We start from the raw sequence: 22,608 nt of genomic DNA on the forward strand, positions 1-22,608 counted from the left end.
AAATAAGAACCACACTCGAAAAATGAAAAAGTTAATTTTATCGTTGGCTTTGGTGAGCATTGCTGCTACAATTGCCTTTGGCCAGAAAAAGGTCGTCCGCTCAGCGGAAAAGAACTTAAGAAGGGGCAATATTGAAGAGGCCTATTCTGATATTAAAGCTGCTGTGAATGATGAAGAAACTGGTAGCCAATCAGAAACTTATTTTATCAAAGGTAAAATAGAAACACAAATGTTTGAAGCTGATTCTTCCAATAACGAAGAAACTGTTGCAATAGGCAGGGAAGCGGAGAGCAGTTTTATGACTACTTTTGAGATGGAGGACATGGACTCTACCAGTAAGGTCAGTGAAGATCTTTTTAAGGAGGTCGTTCCTGAATTGCCTGCAAGCATGCAAGGAGAAGGTGTTTACCGATTAAAGAATGCTGCATTAAATAAAGGAGCCGAAAGGTATGATGCGGATGATATGGAAAATGCCTTTGAATTTTTCTCCTTGGCAGCCGACCTGGATCCAAAAGATACTTCCATGGTATTCAATGCAGGTTATACTGCCAACTCTATTGGAAACACGGAAGCAGCAAAAAAGTATTTTACCCAACTGCTGGATATTGAAGAATACAACAAATTAAATGCGTATTATTTTCTTATTCAGATTGCCAGTGCAGAAGATAAAGATCCAGAAGAAGCCTATCGTTGGGCGAAAGAAGCCCGTGAGCTTTATCCTGAAGACAAAGGTTTGGCAGAATTCGAAATCCAATTGTTATTGCAATTGGATAAAATGGATGAAGCTATGACATCAATAGAGAAAGCGCTGGAAACGGATCCGGATAACCCCGCAATCCGATTGAGATATGGCTACCTGAAAGAAAAATCAGGTGATATGGAAGGAGCACTAAAAGAATATAAAAGAACAGTGGAAGCTGATCCCGAATTCTTTGAGGGCAATTACTATGCGGGAGCCATCTATCTGGATAAGGCCAGAAATATCATCAACGAAGTAAATAACCTTTCTGATGAGGAATGGGAAGCAAAATCAGATAGCATGCTGGCCGAAGCAGACGGACTGTATGAAGAGGCGTTGCCTTACTTTACAAAAGCCTCTGAATTACAACCGGAGAATACAGACATAATGGAAATCCTTTTCCGAATTCATAGCCAGTTGAAAAACGAAGCCAAGGCGGAGAAATACAATCAAATGCTATCTGAAATACTAGGAGAAGATTGGTTGACCAGATAATAGTATAAAATTAATACTTTTATTAAGGGCTTTCCACTAATGCGGAAAGCCCTTTTTTTATTTCCAGCCGTCAGGAAAAGAAAGCAGGTTAAAATCCCAGGCCCAGGGTATATAAAATAAAGTTAGAATCAATATAAAAAGGATCGATAAGAGGTTGAGGGCAAAACCTGTTTTCATCATTACAGGGATGGTCAGGTACCCGGAACCAAATACCACCGCATTGGGAGGTGTGGCCACAGGTAACATAAAGGCGCAAGAGGCTGACATGGTGGCTGCCACCATCAATCCGTAAGGGTGAACTCCCATGGCCAATGCTACAGCTGACAATATGGGCAATAACATGGAGGCAGTTGCCACATTTGAAGTGATTTCTGTAAGAAAATTAACGGCGGCTATAATGAAAAACAAAAACAACCAAAAAGGTACATTTTGTAACAAAATGAATTGTTCGCCAATCCAGTTGGCCAATCCTGTTTCCTGAAAACCTTTTGCCAGGGCCAATCCACCACCAAACAATATTAAAATACCCCAGGGTATCTTTTCTGCTACTTTCCAATCCAGTAGTTGCTCCTTATTTTCATTTCCAGCAGGAATTACAAATAACAGCAAAACACCGATCAGGGCAATAATGGTATCGTCAAGGGATGGGATCAAATCCTGTAATATAAAGCTGCGGCTGATCCAGGAGAAACTGACAGCCAAAAACACCCACAAAACACGCTTTTCCTGCTTGCTTATTGGTCCAAGTAGCTCAAGTTGCCTGTTAATCTCCTCTTTTCCACCTGCTATCTTAAGGGTTTTTGGAAACACAAATGCCCAATTCACCAAATAATACCAGCAAATGAACAATAATCCCAGAGAAATTGGTAACCCTACAAGCATCCACTCACCAAAACTGATCTCTATCCCATAGGTATTCTTTAACACACCCACCAAAATGATATTGGTAGGGGTTCCGATGATGGTAGACAAGCCACCGATGGAGGCACTATAGGCTATTCCCAACATCAGGGATTGACCCAACTTAGTTCTGATGGAATCATTGGATTGGCTGACCTGTACCACTACTGCAATGGCAATGGGTAACATCATGAGTGAGGTCGCTGTGTTGGATATCCACATAGACAAGAAGGCTGTGGCCACCATAAAACCCAAAATTATCCTCTCCAGGTTTGTTCCCAGGTAGGAAATGATTTTCAGGGCAATCCTCTTGTGCAGGTTCCATTTTTCAATACACACGGCGATCATAAACCCTCCCATATACAATAAAACCATAGGGTCTGAGTAGGGTATTGCTGTGGGTTTGATATCCATCACCCCGGTAAAGGGAAACATTACCAAAGGAAGTAATGCCGTGGCCGCAATGGGTATCGCCTCCGTAACCCACCATATCCCAATCCAAAAAGTGATGGCTAATAAAGCAACTCCGGAAGCAGATAAACCCTCGGGCGTTGCCGTCAAATAAATTCCAAAAAAAACCAAAGGGCCTAAGAATAAGCCGATTTTTTGTGTTTGCATAATATCTATTAATCCTTAAGAATAACCATAAAACATGGAAATCAAAAATATTTTACCCATAATTGGGCGGAAACACATTAACAAAAATTTAGTTATTCTCTTTGGGTTTCCATTTATGGATGTTACAGGACAGTGCAGGATAGAATAAACCATTTTATATACTTTATTTAAGATTAATTGGAAAATTATAGTAATATTGAGCATTAAGATACAGCACATCACACCTAATAAAACACAAATGGTCCAACCCAATATAAACTTCATAAAACGAAACTTAACGCTATTTATCCTGTTATTCATTTCATTTTTTGCTTTTCAATGTGGCCCTGAAGGCCCTAAATTGGATTTGAATAAAGGAGACCACATCATCTTAATCGGAAACAATCTTGGATCCAGAATGATGAATTATGGTCATTTTGAAACAGAAATGCACGTTCGCTACCCGGATTCCTTATTGTATATCCGGAACATGAGTGATGCAGGCGATACACCAGGTTTCAGGCCTCATTCAGGCAGGGTGTCTCCCTGGGCTTTTCCCGGTGCGGAGGAGTTTCAGGATGAATTGGCCACCAAATCCGGTAGCGAGGGTCATTTTGAATCCCCTGATGAATGGATAAAAAATCACGAGGCAGACATCATCATTGCTTTTTTTGGCTACAATGAATCTTTTCAGGGAGAAGAAGGGCTGGAGAATTATAAAAATGAGCTGGAGGCTTTTATCAACCATACCCAAAATACCATTTATAATGGTGAGGCAGCTCCGCAACTGGCTCTGGTATCGCCCATTGCCTTTGAGAACTTAAGTGCAGACTATGATCTTCCAAATGGAGAAAAGGAAAACCAAAACCTGGAAATGTACACCCAGGCCATGAAAGAAGTGGCTGAGGCCAATCAGGTTTTGTTTGTCGATGCTTTCGAACCCTCACAATCCTGGTATGCATCAACGGATGATTACCTGACCATAGATGGGTTTCAGCTTACCGAGGAGGGGTATAAAAAGTTTTCCCAGTTCCTGACGGATAAGGTTTTTGGTAAAGATGATTCCATTGCGGAAGATAGGAGAGCCGCCATCCATGCCGCCGTATTGGAAAAAAACTGGATGTGGCACAATGACTATAAAATCCCCAATGGAGTGCACGTGTTTGGAAGGAGGTACAACCCCTTTGGACCGGATAATTATCCTTACGAATTAAAAAAGATCCGTCAAATGACGGATAACAGAGACCAGGCCATCTGGAATGTGAGCCAGGGGGAATCGTTTGACCTTGCAGCTGCTGACGAGAACACCATCGAGCTGCCTCAGGTGGAAACGAATTACAACCCGGAGAAAAATGGTGATTTGGAATACCTTTACGGGGAAGAGGCCCTGGAAAAATTTGAAGTGGCCGAAGGCTATAAAGTGGAACTGTTCGCTTCCGAGTCGGAATTTCCCGACCTGGCCAACCCTGTGCAAATGACCTTTGATACCAAAGGCAGACTTTGGGTGGCTGTAATGCCCAGCTATCCGCATTACAAACCTGGAGACCCCAAACCCAACGATAAGATACTTATCCTTGAAGATACCAATAACGATGGCAAAGCAGATAAGCAAATTGTATTTGCGGATAGCCTTCACTTGCCTATTGGGATGGAAATTGCTGAGGAAGGCGTTTATTTGTCGCAGGGTACAAACCTCATCATACTCCGGGACAAGGACGGAGACGATTATGCCGAGGAGCGTGAAATCCTGCTCAGCGGATTTGACGACCACGATACGCACCACAACATTTCTGCCTTTGTGGCCGATCCATCAGGAGCCATCTACATGGGTGAAGGCGTGTTTTTACATACCAACGTAGAAACCCCCTACGGACCGGTTCGAGCGACCAATGGTGGTTTTTATCGATACAATCCCACCAGGAAGCACCTGGAAAGAACTGCTCAATTGCCTATTCCCAATCCTTGGGGTATTGCTTTTGACGATTGGGGGCAGAATTTCTTTGCAGAGACCTCCGGACCAGACGTTCGTTGGATGATGCCAGGATCTATCAAACCCAGATATGGCGAAGGTACCCACAAAGGACCCAACCTGATAGAAGATGCCCACCGTGTTCGACCAACTTCAGGCCTTGAATTTGTCTCCAGCAGGCATTTTCCGGAAGAAGTTCAGGGAGACCTGCTGATCAACAATACCATTGGGTTTCTGGGGATGAAGATGCATAAAATGATGGAAGATGGTACTGGCTATGACAGCGAACACCGGGTTGACCTGATACGCAGCGATGACAGAAACTTCCGTCCGGTAGATATGGAATTCGCTCCGGATGGTTCCCTGTATTTTGTAGATTGGCACAATATCCTGGTAGGCCACATGCAACACAATGCGCGTGATCCATTGAGAGATCATGTACATGGTAGGATTTACAGGATTACTTACCCCTCGAGGCCTTTGGTCAGCCCTCCAAAAATTGACGGAGCAAGCGTTGAAACCTTATTGGACAATTTGAAACTACCCGAATTCCGGGCCAGGTACCGCACCCGTGCCGAATTGCGTGGTCGGGACAAAGGAGAGGTGCTGGACAAAATGCAGCAGTGGATCGCTAACCTGGATGCCAATGATCCCCGCTACGAACACCACCTGCTTGAAGCACTTTGGGTGAGTTGGGGTTTGAATCAGGTAAATCAGGATTTGATGAAAACCCTGTTTGCTTCTGATGACCACAGGGTAAGGGCAGCAGTAGCCAGAATTCTTCGCTATACCGGTCATCAGGTACCTGATCAGGTAGAAATGCTGAAAAAAGCAGCTGCAGACCCCCACGGAAGGGTTCGGCTGGAAGCCATTGTGGCCGCCTCCTGGCTGGACAAAGAAGATGGCCTGGCCATATTGGAAGTAGCCGATGAGCATCCGAAAGATATGTGGATGCAAAAGCCCTTTGAAACCGCTTTGGCACACCTCAACGGCATGTCTGTGACCAATATGGTGGTTAATGCAGATGGCAGTATCGTCTTTCAGGAAGCCCCACAAGAAGAGAAACCATCCAACAGCCGCTTAAAGGGAGAGGAATTGACGCTTTTTCAAATGGGTAAAGCCATCTACAGCAGGGAAGGTTTCTGTATTACCTGCCATCAGCCTGATGGTAAGGGGCTGAGTGCTTCCGGTTTTCCGCCGCTGGCTGGCACCAAATGGGTAAATGGAAGCGAAGAACGCCTGGTAAAAATCATTCTCAACGGCTTAATGGGCCCCATCGAAGTGCTAGGTAAAGAATATCCCGGTCAGGTTCCAATGACTCCTTATGCAGGTATGCTCAATGACAAAGAAGTGGCCGCTGTGGCAACGTATGTGAGGAATAGCTTTGGCAACGAATCTTCCCCTATCAAACCCGAAAAAGTGGCTGAGGTACGGGAAGCTACCAAAGCAAAACAAGGATTCTATTCGCCGGCGGAATTGCTGCAAGAGCATCCCATGGAAGCGGGAGAATAACAAAAAATAAATAAGAAGAAGTAATAAACTGCCAGCCTATTAAAATGAGCTGGCAGTTTTTTTTGAGTTAACCGAGGGTTGCAAAATCAAACTTTTCCAAAGTTTAGAACTTTGGAAAAGTTAAACCCATTACAACAAACCGGAATAAGACAGGCTTATGGGAATCCTGTGTTCCCTGATCTGCACCTGGTGTTTCTCAATCTTTTCAACTCGGTTTTTATTGACCAAAAAAGAACGGTGAGTCCGGACAAAAAAGGAGGGAAGCAACTTTTCCAGTTCCTTGAATGTCATTCGGGAAATTATTTTTTCTTCTTCGAGGTGGAGGGTAACGTAATTTCCTGTGGCTTCGCCATAAAGCAGTTCCGAAAAATTGACCCGGATTTGTCCTTCAGCAGTTTTAATAAACACAGATCCCTCCAATGCTTCCGGCTGCAATTGCTTCCAGTCCCTGGCTTTCTGACAGGCCTGCAAAAAGCGGCTCAGGGAAAAAGGCTTCAGCAAATAATCCAGGGCATTGAGTTCAAATCCCTTGACAGCATATTCGGAATAGGCCGTAGTAAAAACAACCATGGTTTCTTTATTCAACATAGCGGCAAGATCTATCCCCGAAAGGTCCGGCATGTTGATATCCAGAAAAACCAGGTCAACAGGTTGGTTTTTCTGGTATTCAAAGCCCTGAATGGCATCGAAAAATAGGGCTTGCAATTCCAAAAAGGGTACTTTGGCAGCATGAGATTTGATGACCTCCAGGGCCATGTGTTCGTCGTCTATTGCGATTGCTGTGAGCATATCAGTTAGGTTTCAATTGGTGCAACAACAATACGGAGCCTTCGTTTTCAAAGTGCCTGATTACTTCAACCGGATATTTTTCCGGCCGGGAATCTGACGCAAATGATATGGGTTCTATCAAAGTTACCACTTCACCGGAAGGAGTAACTGCTGTAGGGAGAATTAACGAACCAATATGAAGGCTGGAAAAGTCAATTTTTTTGGCATGCAACTGCTTGGTCGTTAAGTTAACTGAAAATGTCCAAATATCATTCTTGGTGCTGACTATTAAGCCAAATACCATATTGTTGGCAACTTTAACAGGCAATTGAAGATACCGGTAGTCCAGGCCATTTTCTTTCAACTCATTTTTAAGCATTAAATCGTTTACGACATGTTCTGGTAATTTTTTGTCACCAAAGTCAATTAAAATTTGTTGCTCCAGTTTTCCTGCATTGGAAAAAAGACGGATTGTATCGTCAGGAGGTCTATTGTATACCAAATATCCAGAAGCTTCAGACAATAGTCCTGCATGGTAATATACATTCGCGTTTTCGCCGGTAGCTGCATAGCCAAAATAAAGACTGTCTTGCTGAAAGGCATAATCAAAATTTCCCACCTTGGGATAATTCGCAATGGCCTCATTTTGATTATCTTTGTTAATGGCGATTAGCCAACCGGTTTCCGTTTCTATAAAACCTCCCGCATTTACAGGAATGGAAATATTTTTTATCCAATTTCCTTCCGGAGAATAAACAACGATTTTATTTTCAAGTGCATCTAAAACCAAAACTTCTCCGTTAGACCGCACCTGGAAATCTTTTATACCATTTATTTGGTTGGGACCCTCACCAAAGTCTCCAATCTTAAGGACAAAGATTCCCTCCTCATCAAAAACCAATACACCTGAGTTATTCAGATGATCAAAAAGGTAAAAGTGATTATTTTTTGCCAATAACTTATCTACCCTCTTAAACAAAGCCTCCTCTTCTATACTCAATAGGATGTAATGTTGTTTCTCGACGAAATCCTGTATGTCCATTGGTACTGCTTCATCAAATGAAAAGACCGCTACATTTGATAATTCGGATCGATTTTTTGAACCCTGGCAAGAGGCTAGCCCTATCCATAAGCAGATCAGGTATAGAAATTGTAGTTGATGCTTCATTTCATGTGTTTATAATTTGCTTTTTAATAGGCCACATGGAATCTCGCAATGATCATCATTCCTCTTTCTGTCGCCTCCGACATGCTCGATTTCAGGTTAGTCTATTTGGACAGAAAAATGAACAAAATATTCCGTATCATTGGCAATGATATTTAATTTATGGGTATTAGGATACAATGCTTGCAAGCGTTTGTGCACATTGTCCAACCCAATACCTGATTCATCGGAAGGATCTTTCTGGGCTTTTGGGGGGTGAATGGAATTGACCACATCCAGGTGCACAGAACCGGTAAGGCAGCGCAGGTTGATCCGTATCCAGGACTTGTTTTTCGTGCTGATACCATGTTTGAAAGCATTTTCAACAAAAGGGATCAACAGCATGGGTGCAATATTACCCTCACAATGATCTTCATTCAATTTAATGCTAATTTCCAGATTATCTTCATTTTTAAAACGTAACATTTGAAGGTCCAGGTAGTTGCGCAGGTATTCAATTTCCCTTCGCAAAGGGATTTTATCCATTTGGTTTTCATGCAGCATAAAGCGCATCATGTCTCCCAGCTTTTGGATCCCATCTGAGGTTCTTTCTGCGTTTTCCATTAAAGCCGTACCATAAAGCGTGTTTAGGGCATTGAACAAAAAATGGGGGTTGATCTGAGATTTGAGGAAGCTTAAGTTGGCAGATCCCTTTTCTACCTCATGACTAAGGCTTTGGATTTTGCCGACCATGCCAAAATACTTTTCAAAAGCCATGTCGGAGAGGGGGAGGGCCACCAATTGAATAACCAAGCCTGTTCCCAAACCGAGAAAAACCAAACCAGCTTCCTGGTCCATAAGTCCTGCAAATAAAAGAAAACCAGGAAAGACCAGGATTAACAGGATATTGAACCAAAGAGCAGCACGCTGGGATCCCCGCAACCGCTTTCGATAGATCAAAAAGTAATTGTACAAGACCACTAAAATGGAGGCTGGAAGAAAAAGAGCCAGTACCACTGAAATATTTCGTGAAACCAAAAAGTCAAATTGGAATAGAAACAGGACCACAAAGAAGAAAATGCTGCACAATCTCAATAAGTTATAGGTGAGATAGTCCTCCATTTTGGGAGGTAAAAATACTTGCTTTAACAACAATACCCAGATTAGATAGCCCCCGTACAAGGCCATGATAGAAAAATAAAAAGGCGTAAAGGGAGGCTTGGTAATTCCCGTTCCAGCAGAAAATAAGGTAACAAGAACATATGAGAGGATAAATACCAGCGAGCTATAGCCGATAAATGCTCCTTTACGTTCATCCTTTTGGTAGCGGGGTATCAGGACCCGGTGCATCAGGTAAAATGCCAGAAACAGGATAATCGGAATCACCACCTTGGCAAAATTGGCGGAAGGGGGGCCATGGGAGAACTGATGGTTCATGCTACCGATACTGAGTATATTTACCAATACGATGATCAAAAACACAAATGTGACGATCCACCACTCAATTTCCGGAAATGCCAATGGTTTGTTTTTCATGATGTATTAAATTTAAAAATTAAAATTTATTCCGAATATCCGGAACTCAGTTTGAATAGGGATTTTTTGATTCGTCGCTTCACATTCACCGCAAGTCAAATAGATATTGTATAACAAACCGGCGAGGATCAGCGCAATATAGGTTCTCTTTGTAGCTTTGCTCATGGCGATTGTCAAGGTTATGGTATTTGGCCATTTTTTTCTGCCCGGTATACGGAAGCAATAATCATCACACAAGAATAAACCGCTTTGGACCATCAATCAAATTTATGTGACGAAATGGGGGAAAGGAGGGATGGAAATTGAGGGGTTAATTATTTATGGTAGGTAATCGATCTAACTCATTTAAAACTTACTTGTATTCTTTAGTTGGTTTTAAGCGGTAAATATGATTTTTCAAGTTTGAACGGAGCTTAATTTTACAAAAATTTAGAGCCTGACAAATATTGACTCTGGGTATAGATCTAATGCTAGTTACAAGTAAATAAGGTCGGTGGCGTAAAAGACTGTACCTATTGCCAGGACTGAAGGGTCTGAACAAAAATAGCCCTGGGTGTAAACCCAGGGCTAGCTAACATCCACCTAATTTGCAACCCCGGAGGGGTTGAACAGCGACCAAATTAGGGAGTGATCTTTAAGGTCTCCGGATATTCGTCGATGATTTTGCCATTTTCGTTGATCATCAGGAAATGCTGGTGAGGCCCCTGTAGGGTAATGATTATGGCAGAGTTTTCCTCGGCGGATTTTGACAGGTACCACACCTCCTCGGGCGTTTTAGGCTTCTTTTTCTCCACTCCCCAGGAGCCATCACCCAGATACACAATGCCATTGGGGTGAATGGCGTTGTTTTTTACGGGGTAGCTTCGCTTATAGGTATGGTCGTCATTTTCCAGTGCCACCCGGACCCCGTACTCCTCAAAGAGCGGGATCCAGTTATCCAACACTTCCTCTGACCAGAATTGAATTCGTTTTCCTCCAGGCGCCACCCGACCTGACGGATAAGCAGGTTTATGGTAAACGGGAAGCAGGTGAGGCCGGTCTTGCCTGCTTTGCAGGGTTTTTTCCAGCCAGTCCGTTTGGGTACCGCTGATCAGGTTACTGTGGGAACTGTCCAGGATGATCAGGCTCAGGTAATCCCCGATATCCAGCACACCGTAGCCCGGCTGGCCCGGAAAGGCAAAGAGGGGATAGAAAAATGGGGCTTTTTCCAGGCGCATGGCATCGGTGGGTTCCTCCATTTCGCCCGCTTTCACTTTTGCAATAAAGGCCGGCATGCCCATCTCCGCATCGATCACACTTTCCGATGCCGGGTAATGGTGATTGATGACATCGTGGTTACCCAGACCTACCACAATGGGGACAACGCGTCCGTCTTCGGTAATCAGCGTTTCCCGGATTCCATCAAACCACTCGTACCAAAGATCCACATTGTCCTTGTTGCCATTGGCATAGGCCAGATCTCCGCCCCAGACGATAAAATCCAGATCGTATTGCATCACGGCGCGGTTCATCTGGCGAAATAGCTCTCCGTGAGAGGTATCTCCTCCGGCAGCAAAGCGGAGGGGCCTGTCGCTTTTTGCGGGCAGGGTGCGAAAGGAGTAAATACGCTCAAATTCCCCTACACGAAATTCATAGTTTGAATTTGGGTTCAAGCCGGTCAACTCGATACGGTGGATTTGACGGTCAGAATGGGGGAATGGAAAGGATTGGGCCTGTGTCGTCGTCCACTCGGTGGTGCCTTTAGCGCGATAGGAAAGGGTTTTCATTGCTTCGCTCTCCGGAAGAGTATGCCAGTCGATGCTGATGGTAGTAGTGGGATCCTGTTGCCAGGTAAGGAGGATAGCAGCAGGTTCTGTCTGGGCGAATGCAGCGGCAGCGGCGAGGCAAACCAACAGGAATTGATAGATTAAAAAGCGTAACCAAAGGCTGGAAGTAAAACGGTATTGCATGAATTTGTTGGTTTTTGGTAAATATACCGGAAATGGGTAAAAGTGCCTATACCGTAAAGGTTAAATAGAATACATCATAGGAAATTTAAAAACGATTTGCCCATGCAAATCGTTACAATTTTATGTACATTTACATAAAGCACACGATTATGAAAACAATAAAAATGGCCGAACTGCGTAAATCAATGAAATTGCATCTTGATTTTGTTTCCAGGGATTCCGGTACAATAGTCGTCCCTAGAAAAGCAGGTTTACCTTCAGTTGTATTGATTTCAGAGGATGAGTATAATTCCCTTATCGAAACCATTCATCTTATGTCAACAAGAGAGAATAGGAAACGATTAGAAGAGTCAATCCAACAAGATAAAGAAGGAAAAGCAATTCCATTTGAAACGTGAATGTTGAGTTTACACCCCATGGTTGGGAAGATTATCAATTCTGGGTTAAAAACGATCCAGTCCTAACACAAAAAATTAATACATTAATATCCGTCATTAGAAGGACCCCTTGTAGATTTCACTACTGATGTCAAAATATTCAAAGGAAGAATTGTTTCGCACCAATTCAACACCCCAAAAAATCCTGCAAGAATTAAATGACAGGAGGTAGGCTGTTTTTTATATTTAACATAATATAAATTATATAACAAATGGAGGGATTTGCGTTCAGACGCAATAGCGGATGATTAACATAAGATCAGTTATAAGAAGCAGTCTTATAACGGCAGATCTTATGTTAAAGCAAATCACGGCAATTTTATAGATTCATTCCTGATTTGAACGTTGACGCTCTATCGGATGATTTTCATACGATCAGTTCATAAGTTAAAACAAATCTCAGGGTACCGTTTAAATATTACCCTATTATGTAGTGATAGATCCAAATTCCACCCGCTAATTCCCAAGTTTATAAACAAAATTTCTAACATCCACCACCTTGAGCAAATCTTGGATACCCGGGAACCTGGGATTGACCAACAGGTTGTGTTCTTCCGGGTAAAAAGAGATATGCAACCGGGCTGATGGAACCTTTAAAAATGGAAACCTATTTTCTATCAGCCACAGTTTGCCGAAATCTTGTGTTGCTTTGTTATGTGGCAGCATGTCCCAGTTCTGTGGAAGGCTTTCCTTTTCAAGCGTACCAATCAGTTCACTTTCAAGGATTTCATAAATAACCACATACCATGATCCAAAAGTGGTAGAAGTACCTTTGATACAAAGGTATTCCAAAGCCGCCAACGCCGCCGAACTACCGGTGTAAATCATAGGATAAGCCTTGGGATTCCACCTTCCCCCTGACAAAGAACTGCTGAAAGGCTCCCGGTGGTATTTTTCCGACATCATGCGGTAATAGGTAAACATGCCTACATGACATTTCCAAAGTGAAGGGCATCTATGGCCTCATGTACCAGGTCTATCCCCGTCATGGATACCATTAGGACCACAGGTTTGGCTTGACCTAAAGCCATATTTGGCGTATTCAGCCAGGATTTTAAGCTGGATTCCCGACCAAAAATATCCATCCCCTTTTTGATCACTTCGTCCATTTTGAAAAACTGGTAGGAACCTGGTATCCCGATTTTACTGTCAGCAGACCACCTGGAGACAGTGCTTTGGGAAACAGCTGCCGCTTTGGCCAAATCAACCATTTTAAGCTCCAAAAAATCAATAATCGGGGCAATCTCAGCATAAGTCAGTTTATCTTCCAGCTTTTGACCCACCTCAGTCAAACTCTTTGCAAATTTAAAAGCCTTTAAGAAATAACCATACCCGTCCTTGACCTCATAACTGACTTGCTGGTCTCCCTTTTTGACCACAAAGGTATCAGAAATGCCATAAGGCTTTTCATAATCTCTGATATGGTCTTCAGTCCTAAAGGTTTTATATGTCTTGCTTTTTTTCATTTGACATTCTAATATATTTCATTTGAAAGAATAAAACAAATTATTTCATGGTTTTTACTTTTCCCAATATTTGATAGCAGGTTTGGTTTGGGCTGCTTTAGGAAGAATAATTTGAACAGGGGCTCCCTGGCCTTCGATATTTCCTTCTAAATCCTGCTATTTTTTCGTACGGATAACTAAAAATAAATCGACCAAGTTGCCATGGGCTTTAGCCCATGGATTCAAAAATAATATTGACATGATTTTGGCGGTATTGTTGCCTTTTTTTGCAACAATGCTGACAAAATCACTACGGAAAGAACTCGAATCCCGGTTTACCTGCAATAGCACGTGTTTTTATTGGTTTGAAATCATTTATGAAGAAACAAGGCCTGGGTATACTAAACCCTACTCCCAACCCTTAACCTCACTACTCCGCCGATTGCCCGACTCATCCACCCAGTAGATATACCAAAGTCTGGCATCTGAAGGAATAGTGACCGTACCTTTGGCTGTATCAAGTGGTACAAGTTTCCACTCCCTTTCCGGACTCTTTTTGTCCTCTGTGGTGTAAGCGAGGTAAACTTCTTTTGGAGCAGGAGTAGTCGAATACCTGGCCTGACTCCCCTTTTGTTTCAATTTAATTGAATTAATAAATTCGGTTTTATTTTCCAGTTGGGTACTGATAAAACGGTAAATCTCCCCGGGTTCTGCTCCGTGTAAATGGCTATGTTTCAGTTCCGGTATCATGGAATACTGTGCATTTCTGGCCAGATTGGCTGTTTTTTGCCAATTTTCAACGAAATAGGCAAAATCATTGGTACCATTAACAAAAAGCATGGGTACGGTTGCATTGGCCACATAACTGGAAGGATCCCAAAGTTCGACCCAGCGCTGGGTAGCATCAGCTCCCAAGGAATCAAACTGATTGTCCCAGGCACTACCTTCGTGAAGATAGCCAGCGCCATACACAGGCACGGCAGCGCTAAATCGGTGATCTACTCCTGCTACCAGATTGGTCAGGTATCCGCCCCAGCTGATGCCAGTGATGGCTGTCTTATGCGGGTTTACTTCTGGAAAGGAACGGATCAGGGAATGCGCACGGATAATATTCGATACGGAATGGAATTGCCACTGCGCGTTAAAATCCTCATCCAATCGGAAAAACTTGTGCCCATCGTCCTGTTTAGGTCCTCCGGCCTCGAGTCGGGTACCTTTGGAACCCCAGGGGTTGTCCTGCTGATTGCTGGGTATATTTCCGCTCAGGTCCATGGCGATAGCGGCATATCCCCTTTCGGCCCATTCCAATGCCCAGATTCGAAAAGCCGTTCCTCCCCCACCGTGAACCAGTACGATGCCGGGATACTCCCCGGTTCCCGGATTTTTTTCACCCAATGTGGCCGGGCTGGCATAATAAGCGAATACTTCCGTCACCTTCCCTTCATATGCTTCACCGGTATAGGTCAGCGACCAGACCGAGTCAGTCTGGTTTACCCACTTAAAGTCCGGGGCTACAGACAAAGTCTCTAGTCCCCAGGGAATGCGGCCCTCCAGGGCCGGAGGAGGCATAATTCCGGTTTGGGCAATAATAACAAGTCCCCTCAAAAAAAACAACGTTAAGCCGGTTAAAAGAGTGTTTTTCATGCTGCTAATGATTTATTTTATATTTCTATTTTCAGATCACCTGCCAATTCCATCTACAAAACATTTACCCCTGTAATTTACAATCAACAAGGAAGTTATAAAATTACTCACAGGATAGCAGTAAGTTATATACCCTTATGGCGGGCAGCAAACTACTTTTAGTATTGATCCAAAGATTATCAATAACTCTAGGCAAAAAAATCTCTTTCCACCTAGGCACCTTAACATAATGCAAATACCAACTTTTCAATATCTTCGTTATCAACCTTGTAAGATTTCAGACCTCTTTTCATAACATCAATAAATATTAATTTTTCAGATTTATCAGGCTCCAAAGTGTTAAAATCTTCAATTGCATGTTTCCAAGCTGATATCTCCGATGTTGGAGTCTCTAACTCAATTTTATCATTGTCTTTATCTGCTATATGTCCAAATTCATGTAATAGAATTGTCATAAACTCAGTATCTTCAAAATCAACAACATTTACAAACAATGACAGCGGCTTCTTCGGTTCCGCATCTTTATCCCAAACTATTTTTCCACCAAAACTTATCTTATTCTGAATAATTGCGTCTCTGCTGCTTACTGGGACTATGCTTAATTCAAGTGACAATAACCAGTCAATTTTCTCAATAAGAAGGTCTTCGTATCGAACTTTATTTTTTAATTTACTTTTAAATTCTCTTATTAGGTTGTTTTTTTTACGTTCGAAGGCTACAGTCATATTTTTTTTATTAACTTTTTCTTAAAAGGTTATCTCTTAACAATATCTTTTGTAATCTGTGCATTAAAATTGACTCCATACTAAGGATTCTAAAAGTTGAGTCTGAAAATAATAGATCCGGTTCATAGATGACTGTACTTGATAGCAGAAATCTTGATGATCTCTGACCATCCACAAACAATTCAAGTTCAATCCAAAGATCATCTCTCAATCCTATTCAAGATTAGATTTAGCCACAAAAGCATAGTTGGTTTTCTCAACATTAATGTGACGACATAGGATATCATATATTCTGACTTTCCTATACCATTAACCACCTTGAAATACCTCCTTTATAGTTTAGATAACTTTGAAAAAGAGGACAATTTTCAACTATTAATAAAGCCATTTTCTGATTTTATTCTTATCTGATCGTAATCGTAACTCAGATATTTCTGGTAATCTTCAAAACCTCTTTGGTGTAGAGAAAAGACTCAAGTTTGAAATGTAGATCCGGGGCATTTAACAAATTATCATCCATAATTTTGTTTGTTTGGTTCTGCTACTCTAGTTAAGTCATCTTCAATTAATTCATCTGGTTTGCTTAATCCGTAATATCTTCTTAATAATCGTTCTGGATCACTTGACTCCAGCAACAAATCTTTTTCCTCTTCTGAAAGCTCACAGATTCCGAAATTTTTAATATAGTTTTTGCTCATTGATATATACCCGGACGAGTAGTCTTTGGTTATACTCTTTATGTAACCAAAGAATATATCTGATTCCATTATTCTCTTTAAAACTCTTAGCTCTCTAAGTGAATCAGACACTACCGCTATTCCACTATAAAATAGCAATTTTTTATCTTTTGAAATTGTGAAAGTAGGACGTTCACTTAGGTGAGGAAAGAATAATTTGTATGAGTTAATATCAAGGGACTGTCTACGGCCATATGCATACCATTTTTCGTATTCTCTTTGTCCTTTATCACGTGTGCTTAAAATCTCCCTATTACCGCACAAGTATTGGTAAGTATGAGGATATAATTCCTGAAAAACCTGTTCTTCTAGAATCAATATCTCCCTTTCGCTTTGCGTATAGGGAAAGATTATTTTCTCATTGTTAACCAATATATCCTCTTCACTTCTTGCTTTATTGGGGTTAACAATGTCACGACATATATCCTTTTCTATTTTATAGACCGATCCATTTTTGGTCTTTAATAAAAAATATCTATCATCTTCTCCGAAAGGAAAAAACTTATAAATGTCATTTTTCAATGTTGCAATTCCGTTTCTTGTGGTATAGACGTCTTTAAATGGACGACCAACAGCCTCGATTTTATTAACGTATTCAAGCTGATCCTTTGAATCAACCAAATTCCATCCATCATGATCGTGAAGTGTATCGTATTCGTAAGAAATGAACATTGAATCCTTGATCGATTCTATGCTATCAGGTGTTGCCTTTTTATATTTGATTTTACCTGCACTATTCTTTAAAAAACAAATGCATGTATATGTGCTACGGTTTTTGAAAATTTGCTCTCCTCCAAAGTTGATTATTTTCAAGTCAACCTTGTTCCTGGAAAAATATTCTCTCAGTGATCTGCCATTGACACTTTTTATGAAAGTGTTTACAGTTATAAACCCCAGAATTCCATCGGCTTTTAAGCTTTCAAATCCCAACTGAAAAAATGGAATATATAAGTCCGGATGACCACTTTTAGTAACCTCCCAATTATCAATTAAATCAAGTGATTCCTGATCCATATTGCGAGAACATACATATGGCGGATTACCTAGAACTATGTCAAATCCACTAAAATCGGATGGATAATCGCTCCAATCGAAGCTTAAAGCATTTCCTTTAAATAGGTTAAAATCAAATGACTCTTCATCTTCTCCTTCCGAAATTGCAAGAAGGCTAAGTAAGATTTTAGATCTTTCAATTGAAAATTCTTCAATATCTAAACCAAATAACTGGTTTCTAAATATTTCACTGAAAGGTCTTCCAGTAACATTATTCAACAGCTTTGCGCAAGACAGTAAAAAGGCTGAGCAACCACATGCAGGATCACATATTTTTATGTTTTCACGCTCTTTTTTATTCGATCTGAGAGACTCATTAATAATGTAATCCCTAATGTATTTTGGTGTGTAAATTGCTCCATTTACTATCTTCTCTTCAGGAGATATTACGAACTCAAACAGTTCAATCAGCTGCTCAAAGTTATCGAGTATTTGTAAAGTATTGAACTCTTTTAGTGCTTCAAAATCTGCATCCTTACGCTGAATAAGTAAATTTTTGATAAACTTATTTTTAACTATTTTAATATCTTTTTGATACAAAAAGGATGATACGATCAAGCGGTTGATCTTTAAAGGATCAAAGGAATATGTACTGAGATATGAAAATACTTCCTTTTTCATATTAACTGGGGAAATATATCTTTTGCACTCCAACTGTTTGCCACATTTGTCTCAAATCCAAAATGTCTAGAGAGGCTACAGTAATATGGTTTGAGTATGAGCTCTTGAGAATGTCTCAGGAGTTTTATAAATCTTTGCTCACTTCTCAATTTTTTATGAATTCCCGGGCAAAAGTTTGATGTAACAAAGTCAATCCCAAGTATTAAATCCATAGGATAGTGCTTTAACCTTGGACTTCCCATGAATAATGAGCTGCCGAAATTCTCCCCTGGCACTGATTTTAACCTGTGACCGCCTACATGAATATGATATGCAGGGTGGACTTCATCTGATTGACTATTTTCAGGCTGTCGATCTAGGTGAAAGCAAAGAATGTGTTTAACATCTCTTTTAGTAAGTCCTTCAATTGTAAGATTGAACTCAAGCAGTTGAAAAGGATTAAAGTCTAATTTGTTTTCTCTAAATTCTGCCTTGACGTCTATATCCAATGTAACCTTAATGCTTTTTAGTTTTCCTTCTTTAGGGTATTGTATCCCACTAATTGGTTCTTGTCTAAATACAAGATTTTTGACTCTATAACCCCAACTCGTAGGGGTTGCTAGTGGCAGGTCATTCTCGTTTTTTAAACTTGTTACTGCAGTTGTTATAGGGCTGGAATCAATAGTTAGCTTAGCCAATATTTCAGAGAGCACTTTGTACTGATTAGCCAAATTGATTCTGAATTTTTTATTTGATTGATCAATAGTCATTTGCTCAAACTTTCTGAATCTTGCTTAAGTCGCTCTTCATCTAGAGGATGCACTTCGATTCCTTCCTTTTGAGCTTTTCTTCCTACAAAGGAAATCAGTGAAGCATAGGAATATTCCTGCCAAGGTTTAGGCTCCTCTCTCATATTTATCCGATAGCCTTCAAAAGGGTCTAAAGGATTTTTTGAAACTTGACATATTGTCCAAAAATCTGTACTCGAATTCAATTCTTCAGGGCTAGCGCTGACTATATTATTTAGTCTTAGTGATTGTTTAATAGCATCTACCCTTTCTTTCGCATTTAACACTGCCAATGACTTACCCGTAATCTTTTCAAAAGTTTCCACGATTAAATCTGACCACCATCTAGGCCAACATTCCGAAAACACTCCCCTATATTTTTGATCATTGAATGTTTCGAATACTTTTTTGGTATCAGCTGATTTGGCTATGTCGATACCAAGCCTAGCTGCCAAAATGTTTTCATCTACTAATAATCCAATTGGTTGAACTAGGTCTTTAAAGATTACTCTAGCTATTTCATGCGAAGGAGGAGTTGATTTCTTACTCATGAATCTTGAAAATACTCGTTCATCAATTTCAGAGACCTTCCTTTTTAAAATTTCTTCAAAATCACCTTTTTTATCGACAATAAGAGAATACCCGTTGCACATGCAAATTATCTTTTCAATTGTCTCGTCGTTTATGTCCTTTTTAAGGAAAGTCCAATCAAACAGATTATGGCTCGTGAAATCTTTGTCATAAGTCTCTTTGATTCTAGCTTCCGTGGAACAGAGAATAATTGGTATATCTTTAATCTTTCCCTCAGTTGCGTAGGTCCTAATTGTCTGGGCTATAGTCGGTGCTTGATATTTTACTTGCTTCCCGTCTTCTTGAGGGCCATTCAATTGAAGGTCTAAAAGTAACCCATCATAATGACTCAGGCTATCTAACAAATTACCAACCTCTGATTCATAGAAATCAGGTTTGTCCCATTTGATTTCAAGTTTGCCAGTGGATTCTAACTTTCTCTTTATTGGCAGAACAAGATCATCTTTTTCATCATCTAGGTAGAGTATCTTTTTCATTTTTCATCAAGTTTTGGAAGCTCTATTCTTATTGTCGTATTACACCCGTTAGAAGGATTATCTACCAAGACATCCCCCCCGTATCCTTCAACTATATCTTTAATTATTTTGAGTCCTAAACCTGTTCCTGTTAATTCTTCAATTTCGTTGGAGGACTTTCCTGTTGGAGGACTTGTTGTGAAGAAAGCTTCGAAAACATGTTCACGATCTTTCTCTGGTATTCCTATTCCATTATCTGAAAAAGTGAAAAATATTTTACCGTTTTCAATGCCTCCTTCAATATAAATAATTCCCTTACGTCCTGTTTTTGAAATGGCTTTCTTAGAGTTAGTATACAGATTAAATAGTATTGATGACCATTCAGATTTATGCATAGGACAAGTAAACAGGTTGTAGCCTTTGAACTCATACTTTAGTTCTATACCATTTCTAAGCAAATCAGGAGTAATAGCATTTTCAAAATCAAATACAACATCTCTTATTTCAATTGGCTCTAATTCTCTATTGATGTTATTTGATATTGCCTCTTTGAAGTAAGAAGTGTACACTGTTAGAGACTCAAGGTTCTTACTTAGTCTTAATCCAGCTTTTTTCCCATCTTCAGATTCAATTAGCGATAATAAAAATTCGGTATCATATTTAAATGCCGGTTCATAATGACCGATTTCATGTACGAACTCCCCAATTGTCAACCCAAGCCCAGCCAATATTCTTAACAATTGAATTTCTCTCAGTAATTCCTGTTTATCTCTTTCAGCTTGCGACTGTTCCTCCTGCTGTGTTTCTTGATATTCATTTAGCTTTTGATCCACGGATTTCAACTTAACCGAGATATTTCCTTCACTATCTTTTGAAACGCTATCGAAAATTTGGCTGTCGGCTGTCTCTATCAATTCGCTGACATCCTTTTTAACATCTTGTAATAATTCTTTGGAAGACTTCTTTTCCCATTCTTTTTGACCCGCAGTTCCTTTTCTCTCCCTGATATGAGAAATTTTAATGGTCATATCTGTAAGTGCCTTGTAGACAAAATCTTGTAATTCTCCTAAGGATTGATTTATTAATAATCCTTCCCTACTCGATTGCTCCTGAAACATTTCACCTTTTGGGTCAACAACCTCAACAAATCCAAAGAAGTTGATATTACCGTGTGGAGTTATCAATGAATTTCGTCTTACCGATGCGTCTAGCCCAATCCAATCATCATCTTTTTGCCCATAAGGTGGTACTCTGAATCCATTTCGGTAAAGCTTAATTCCTCCATTTTTCCGAGCATTTCCGAGTATGTATGAGTTAACTGATTTTGGTAAATAGGAAGATTTGTTCGAGTTATAAATAAAGTAATGAGCCTTTAAATGGATGTTTTTAAGAGATTCAAATGGGGTTTCTCTTTCTGATTTACCTATGAGATAAACTTCCTCGGCAATATTTAATTTATCACTGCTAAATCCGTAATATCCTTGACCATTTTCGTCTACGTACGCCTCAATGTCAGCAAGTGCATGCTGGAAAAATTCACTTTGATCATCAATTATCAATTCACCGTTTCTAAATATTGACACAAGGAATCCAGAATCATTTTCACTTTTTGAAAGTCTTTCGGATAGTGGATATGGTTGTAGCAACTCAGAAACATATCTAAATGATCTTCTAAGCATCGCTTCTGACCAACCATCTCGTACTTTTTCAATAATTAGGGTTGTGCCTTCATCTTTTTGTTTTTGAATCTCTTTAACTTGATTTGAAATTAAAATCAGGTTGCTATCCATCTCGTATTGATTCCAATTAACAACCAATTTAAGAGCCATATTTGACTCCTTGGTCTGTGTGATAATTGTTAGTACCTCGCCAATTCTCTGTGTAGCAAATCGACCTATTCCCTTCTGTCCAGCCCTGACTCGATTAAATTTTGGAGATTTTGGATTATGGATTTTATCACTCGATGAGATGGTCATGAAACCTTTGACAAGTTGATCACGAGTCATACCATGTCCATCATCTTCAATTGTTAATTTTCCACCAGGTGTGAAACAATTCTCGAAGTACAAATCCACCTTTGTTGCATCAGCATCATAAGCATTTTTGACTAATTCAGCGACTGCCGTTTCATGACGACCAACTAATTCGCGACCCAGCCGATTAATTACCCCAGCATCTACTGAGAATCTAATATTTTGATTATCAAATGAGGAGAGTAAGGAGGAGAGTTCTAAAATCCTATTATAATTATTAGGCTCCTTTTGAAGTGTGTCCTCCAGAAGTTTCCTTACTTCAACCTCAGTCATTTGAATTAACTTTATTTGAAACAATTAATTCCTTGACATCTAAATCAAGTATATCAGCAATCGTATTCAAGTCTTCGAGAATAGGTTGGCTTCTATTCTGAACATATGAATTCGTAATGGTATAGCTCTTTCCAAGCTTTTCCGACAGCCACGTTTGCGTGATTCCTTTTTCTTCAAGAACAGCTTTTATTCGATTCATCATCGTTAAATTTAAAAAG

Annotated in this window: 18 protein-coding genes; 4 read left to right on the top strand and 14 right to left on the bottom strand. The window is 40.4% G+C overall.

Annotated elements, in window-relative coordinates:
• Positions 1-22: 22 nt before the first annotated feature.
• Positions 23-1,234 (top strand): tetratricopeptide repeat protein, encoded by a 1,212-nt coding sequence (locus HUJ21_RS09155; protein ID WP_291369003.1) that lies wholly within the window; start codon positions 23-25, stop codon positions 1,232-1,234.
• 57 nt (positions 1,235-1,291) lie between these two features.
• Here the strand turns inward: HUJ21_RS09155 and HUJ21_RS09160 are convergent, their stop codons facing one another.
• On the bottom strand, positions 1,292-2,752 hold the full coding sequence (locus HUJ21_RS09160) for a DASS family sodium-coupled anion symporter (RefSeq protein ID WP_291369005.1): 1,461 nt from the start codon (positions 2,750-2,752) through the stop codon (positions 1,292-1,294).
• A 238-nt stretch (positions 2,753-2,990) separates the two neighbouring features.
• Between HUJ21_RS09160 and HUJ21_RS09165 the strand changes: the two genes are divergently transcribed.
• Positions 2,991-6,212, top strand: a complete 3,222-nt coding sequence (locus HUJ21_RS09165) for a PVC-type heme-binding CxxCH protein (RefSeq protein ID WP_291369043.1) — start codon at positions 2,991-2,993, stop codon at positions 6,210-6,212.
• 129 nt (positions 6,213-6,341) lie between these two features.
• Here the strand turns inward: HUJ21_RS09165 and HUJ21_RS09170 are convergent, their stop codons facing one another.
• The 4 genes from HUJ21_RS09170 to HUJ21_RS09185 all read right to left on the bottom strand — a co-directional run bounded on the left by HUJ21_RS09170 (position 6,342) and on the right by HUJ21_RS09185 (position 11,609).
• Entirely contained in the window at positions 6,342-7,001 is a 660-nt protein-coding gene (locus HUJ21_RS09170) for a LytTR family DNA-binding domain-containing protein (protein ID WP_291369007.1), read from the bottom strand.
• Position 7,002: 1 nt separating this feature from the next.
• Positions 7,003-8,148, bottom strand: a complete 1,146-nt coding sequence (locus HUJ21_RS09175) for a 6-bladed beta-propeller (RefSeq protein ID WP_291369009.1) — start codon at positions 8,146-8,148, stop codon at positions 7,003-7,005.
• A 96-nt stretch (positions 8,149-8,244) separates the two neighbouring features.
• The gene (locus tag HUJ21_RS09180) at positions 8,245-9,660 is read right to left on the bottom strand and encodes a histidine kinase (RefSeq protein WP_291369011.1); all 1,416 of its coding nucleotides are present in this window, start codon (positions 9,658-9,660) and stop codon (positions 8,245-8,247) included.
• Positions 9,661-10,280: 620 nt separating this feature from the next.
• Positions 10,281-11,609: a fibronectin type III domain-containing protein gene (locus HUJ21_RS09185; RefSeq protein ID WP_291369013.1), complete on the bottom strand. Its 1,329-nt coding sequence runs from the start codon at positions 11,607-11,609 to the stop codon at positions 10,281-10,283.
• 149 nt (positions 11,610-11,758) lie between these two features.
• On the opposite strand from HUJ21_RS09185, the gene HUJ21_RS09190 reads away from it, so the two are divergent.
• Together HUJ21_RS09190 and HUJ21_RS25085 are read left to right on the top strand one after the other, a co-directional pair.
• A complete protein-coding gene (locus HUJ21_RS09190) occupies positions 11,759-12,007 on the top strand; it encodes a type II toxin-antitoxin system Phd/YefM family antitoxin (protein WP_291369015.1) in 249 nt (82 codons plus the stop codon).
• A complete protein-coding gene (locus HUJ21_RS25085) occupies positions 12,004-12,135 on the top strand; it encodes a type II toxin-antitoxin system YoeB family toxin (RefSeq protein WP_366483682.1) in 132 nt (43 codons plus the stop codon). The genes HUJ21_RS09190 and HUJ21_RS25085 overlap by 4 nt, the downstream gene beginning before the upstream one ends.
• Before the next feature lie 367 nt (positions 12,136-12,502).
• Here HUJ21_RS25085 and HUJ21_RS09195 read toward each other — a convergent pair whose 3' ends face one another.
• The 9 genes from HUJ21_RS09195 to HUJ21_RS09235 form a co-directional block, all read right to left on the bottom strand.
• Complete coding sequence (locus tag HUJ21_RS09195) at positions 12,503-12,970, bottom strand: RES family NAD+ phosphorylase (RefSeq protein ID WP_291369017.1); 468 nt, start codon at positions 12,968-12,970, stop codon at positions 12,503-12,505.
• 2 nt (positions 12,971-12,972) lie between these two features.
• On the bottom strand, positions 12,973-13,512 hold the full coding sequence (locus HUJ21_RS09200; protein WP_291369019.1) for an antitoxin Xre/MbcA/ParS toxin-binding domain-containing protein: 540 nt from the start codon (positions 13,510-13,512) through the stop codon (positions 12,973-12,975).
• A gap of 387 nt (positions 13,513-13,899) precedes the next feature.
• A complete protein-coding gene (locus HUJ21_RS09205) occupies positions 13,900-15,135 on the bottom strand; it encodes an alpha/beta fold hydrolase (RefSeq protein ID WP_291369021.1) in 1,236 nt (411 codons plus the stop codon).
• Between the two features lie 221 nt (positions 15,136-15,356).
• Positions 15,357-15,860, bottom strand: coding sequence for a hypothetical protein (locus tag HUJ21_RS09210; RefSeq protein ID WP_291369023.1), 504 nt, complete (start codon positions 15,858-15,860; stop codon positions 15,357-15,359).
• A 512-nt stretch (positions 15,861-16,372) separates the two neighbouring features.
• Positions 16,373-18,271, bottom strand: coding sequence for an N-6 DNA methylase (locus HUJ21_RS09215; RefSeq protein WP_291369025.1), 1,899 nt, complete (start codon positions 18,269-18,271; stop codon positions 16,373-16,375).
• Positions 18,268-19,020, bottom strand: coding sequence for a hypothetical protein (locus HUJ21_RS09220; RefSeq protein WP_291369027.1), 753 nt, complete (start codon positions 19,018-19,020; stop codon positions 18,268-18,270). The genes HUJ21_RS09215 and HUJ21_RS09220 overlap by 4 nt, the downstream gene beginning before the upstream one ends.
• Positions 19,017-20,105 (bottom strand): hypothetical protein, encoded by a 1,089-nt coding sequence (locus HUJ21_RS09225; RefSeq protein WP_291369029.1) that lies wholly within the window; start codon positions 20,103-20,105, stop codon positions 19,017-19,019. Before HUJ21_RS09225 ends, HUJ21_RS09220 begins: the two co-directional genes overlap by 4 nt.
• Positions 20,102-22,390: an ATP-binding protein gene (locus HUJ21_RS09230; RefSeq protein WP_291369031.1), complete on the bottom strand. Its 2,289-nt coding sequence runs from the start codon at positions 22,388-22,390 to the stop codon at positions 20,102-20,104. Before HUJ21_RS09230 ends, HUJ21_RS09225 begins: the two co-directional genes overlap by 4 nt.
• Positions 22,383-22,589 carry a helix-turn-helix transcriptional regulator gene (locus tag HUJ21_RS09235; RefSeq protein ID WP_291369045.1) on the bottom strand — a complete coding sequence of 69 codons (207 nt, stop codon included), beginning with the start codon at positions 22,587-22,589 and terminating at the stop codon, positions 22,383-22,385. The genes HUJ21_RS09230 and HUJ21_RS09235 overlap by 8 nt, the downstream gene beginning before the upstream one ends.
• Positions 22,590-22,608 lie beyond the last annotated feature (19 nt).

This window comes from Cyclobacterium sp. (genome assembly GCF_014762705.1).
Taxonomy (GTDB): Bacteria; Bacteroidota; Bacteroidia; order Cytophagales; family Cyclobacteriaceae; genus Cyclobacterium.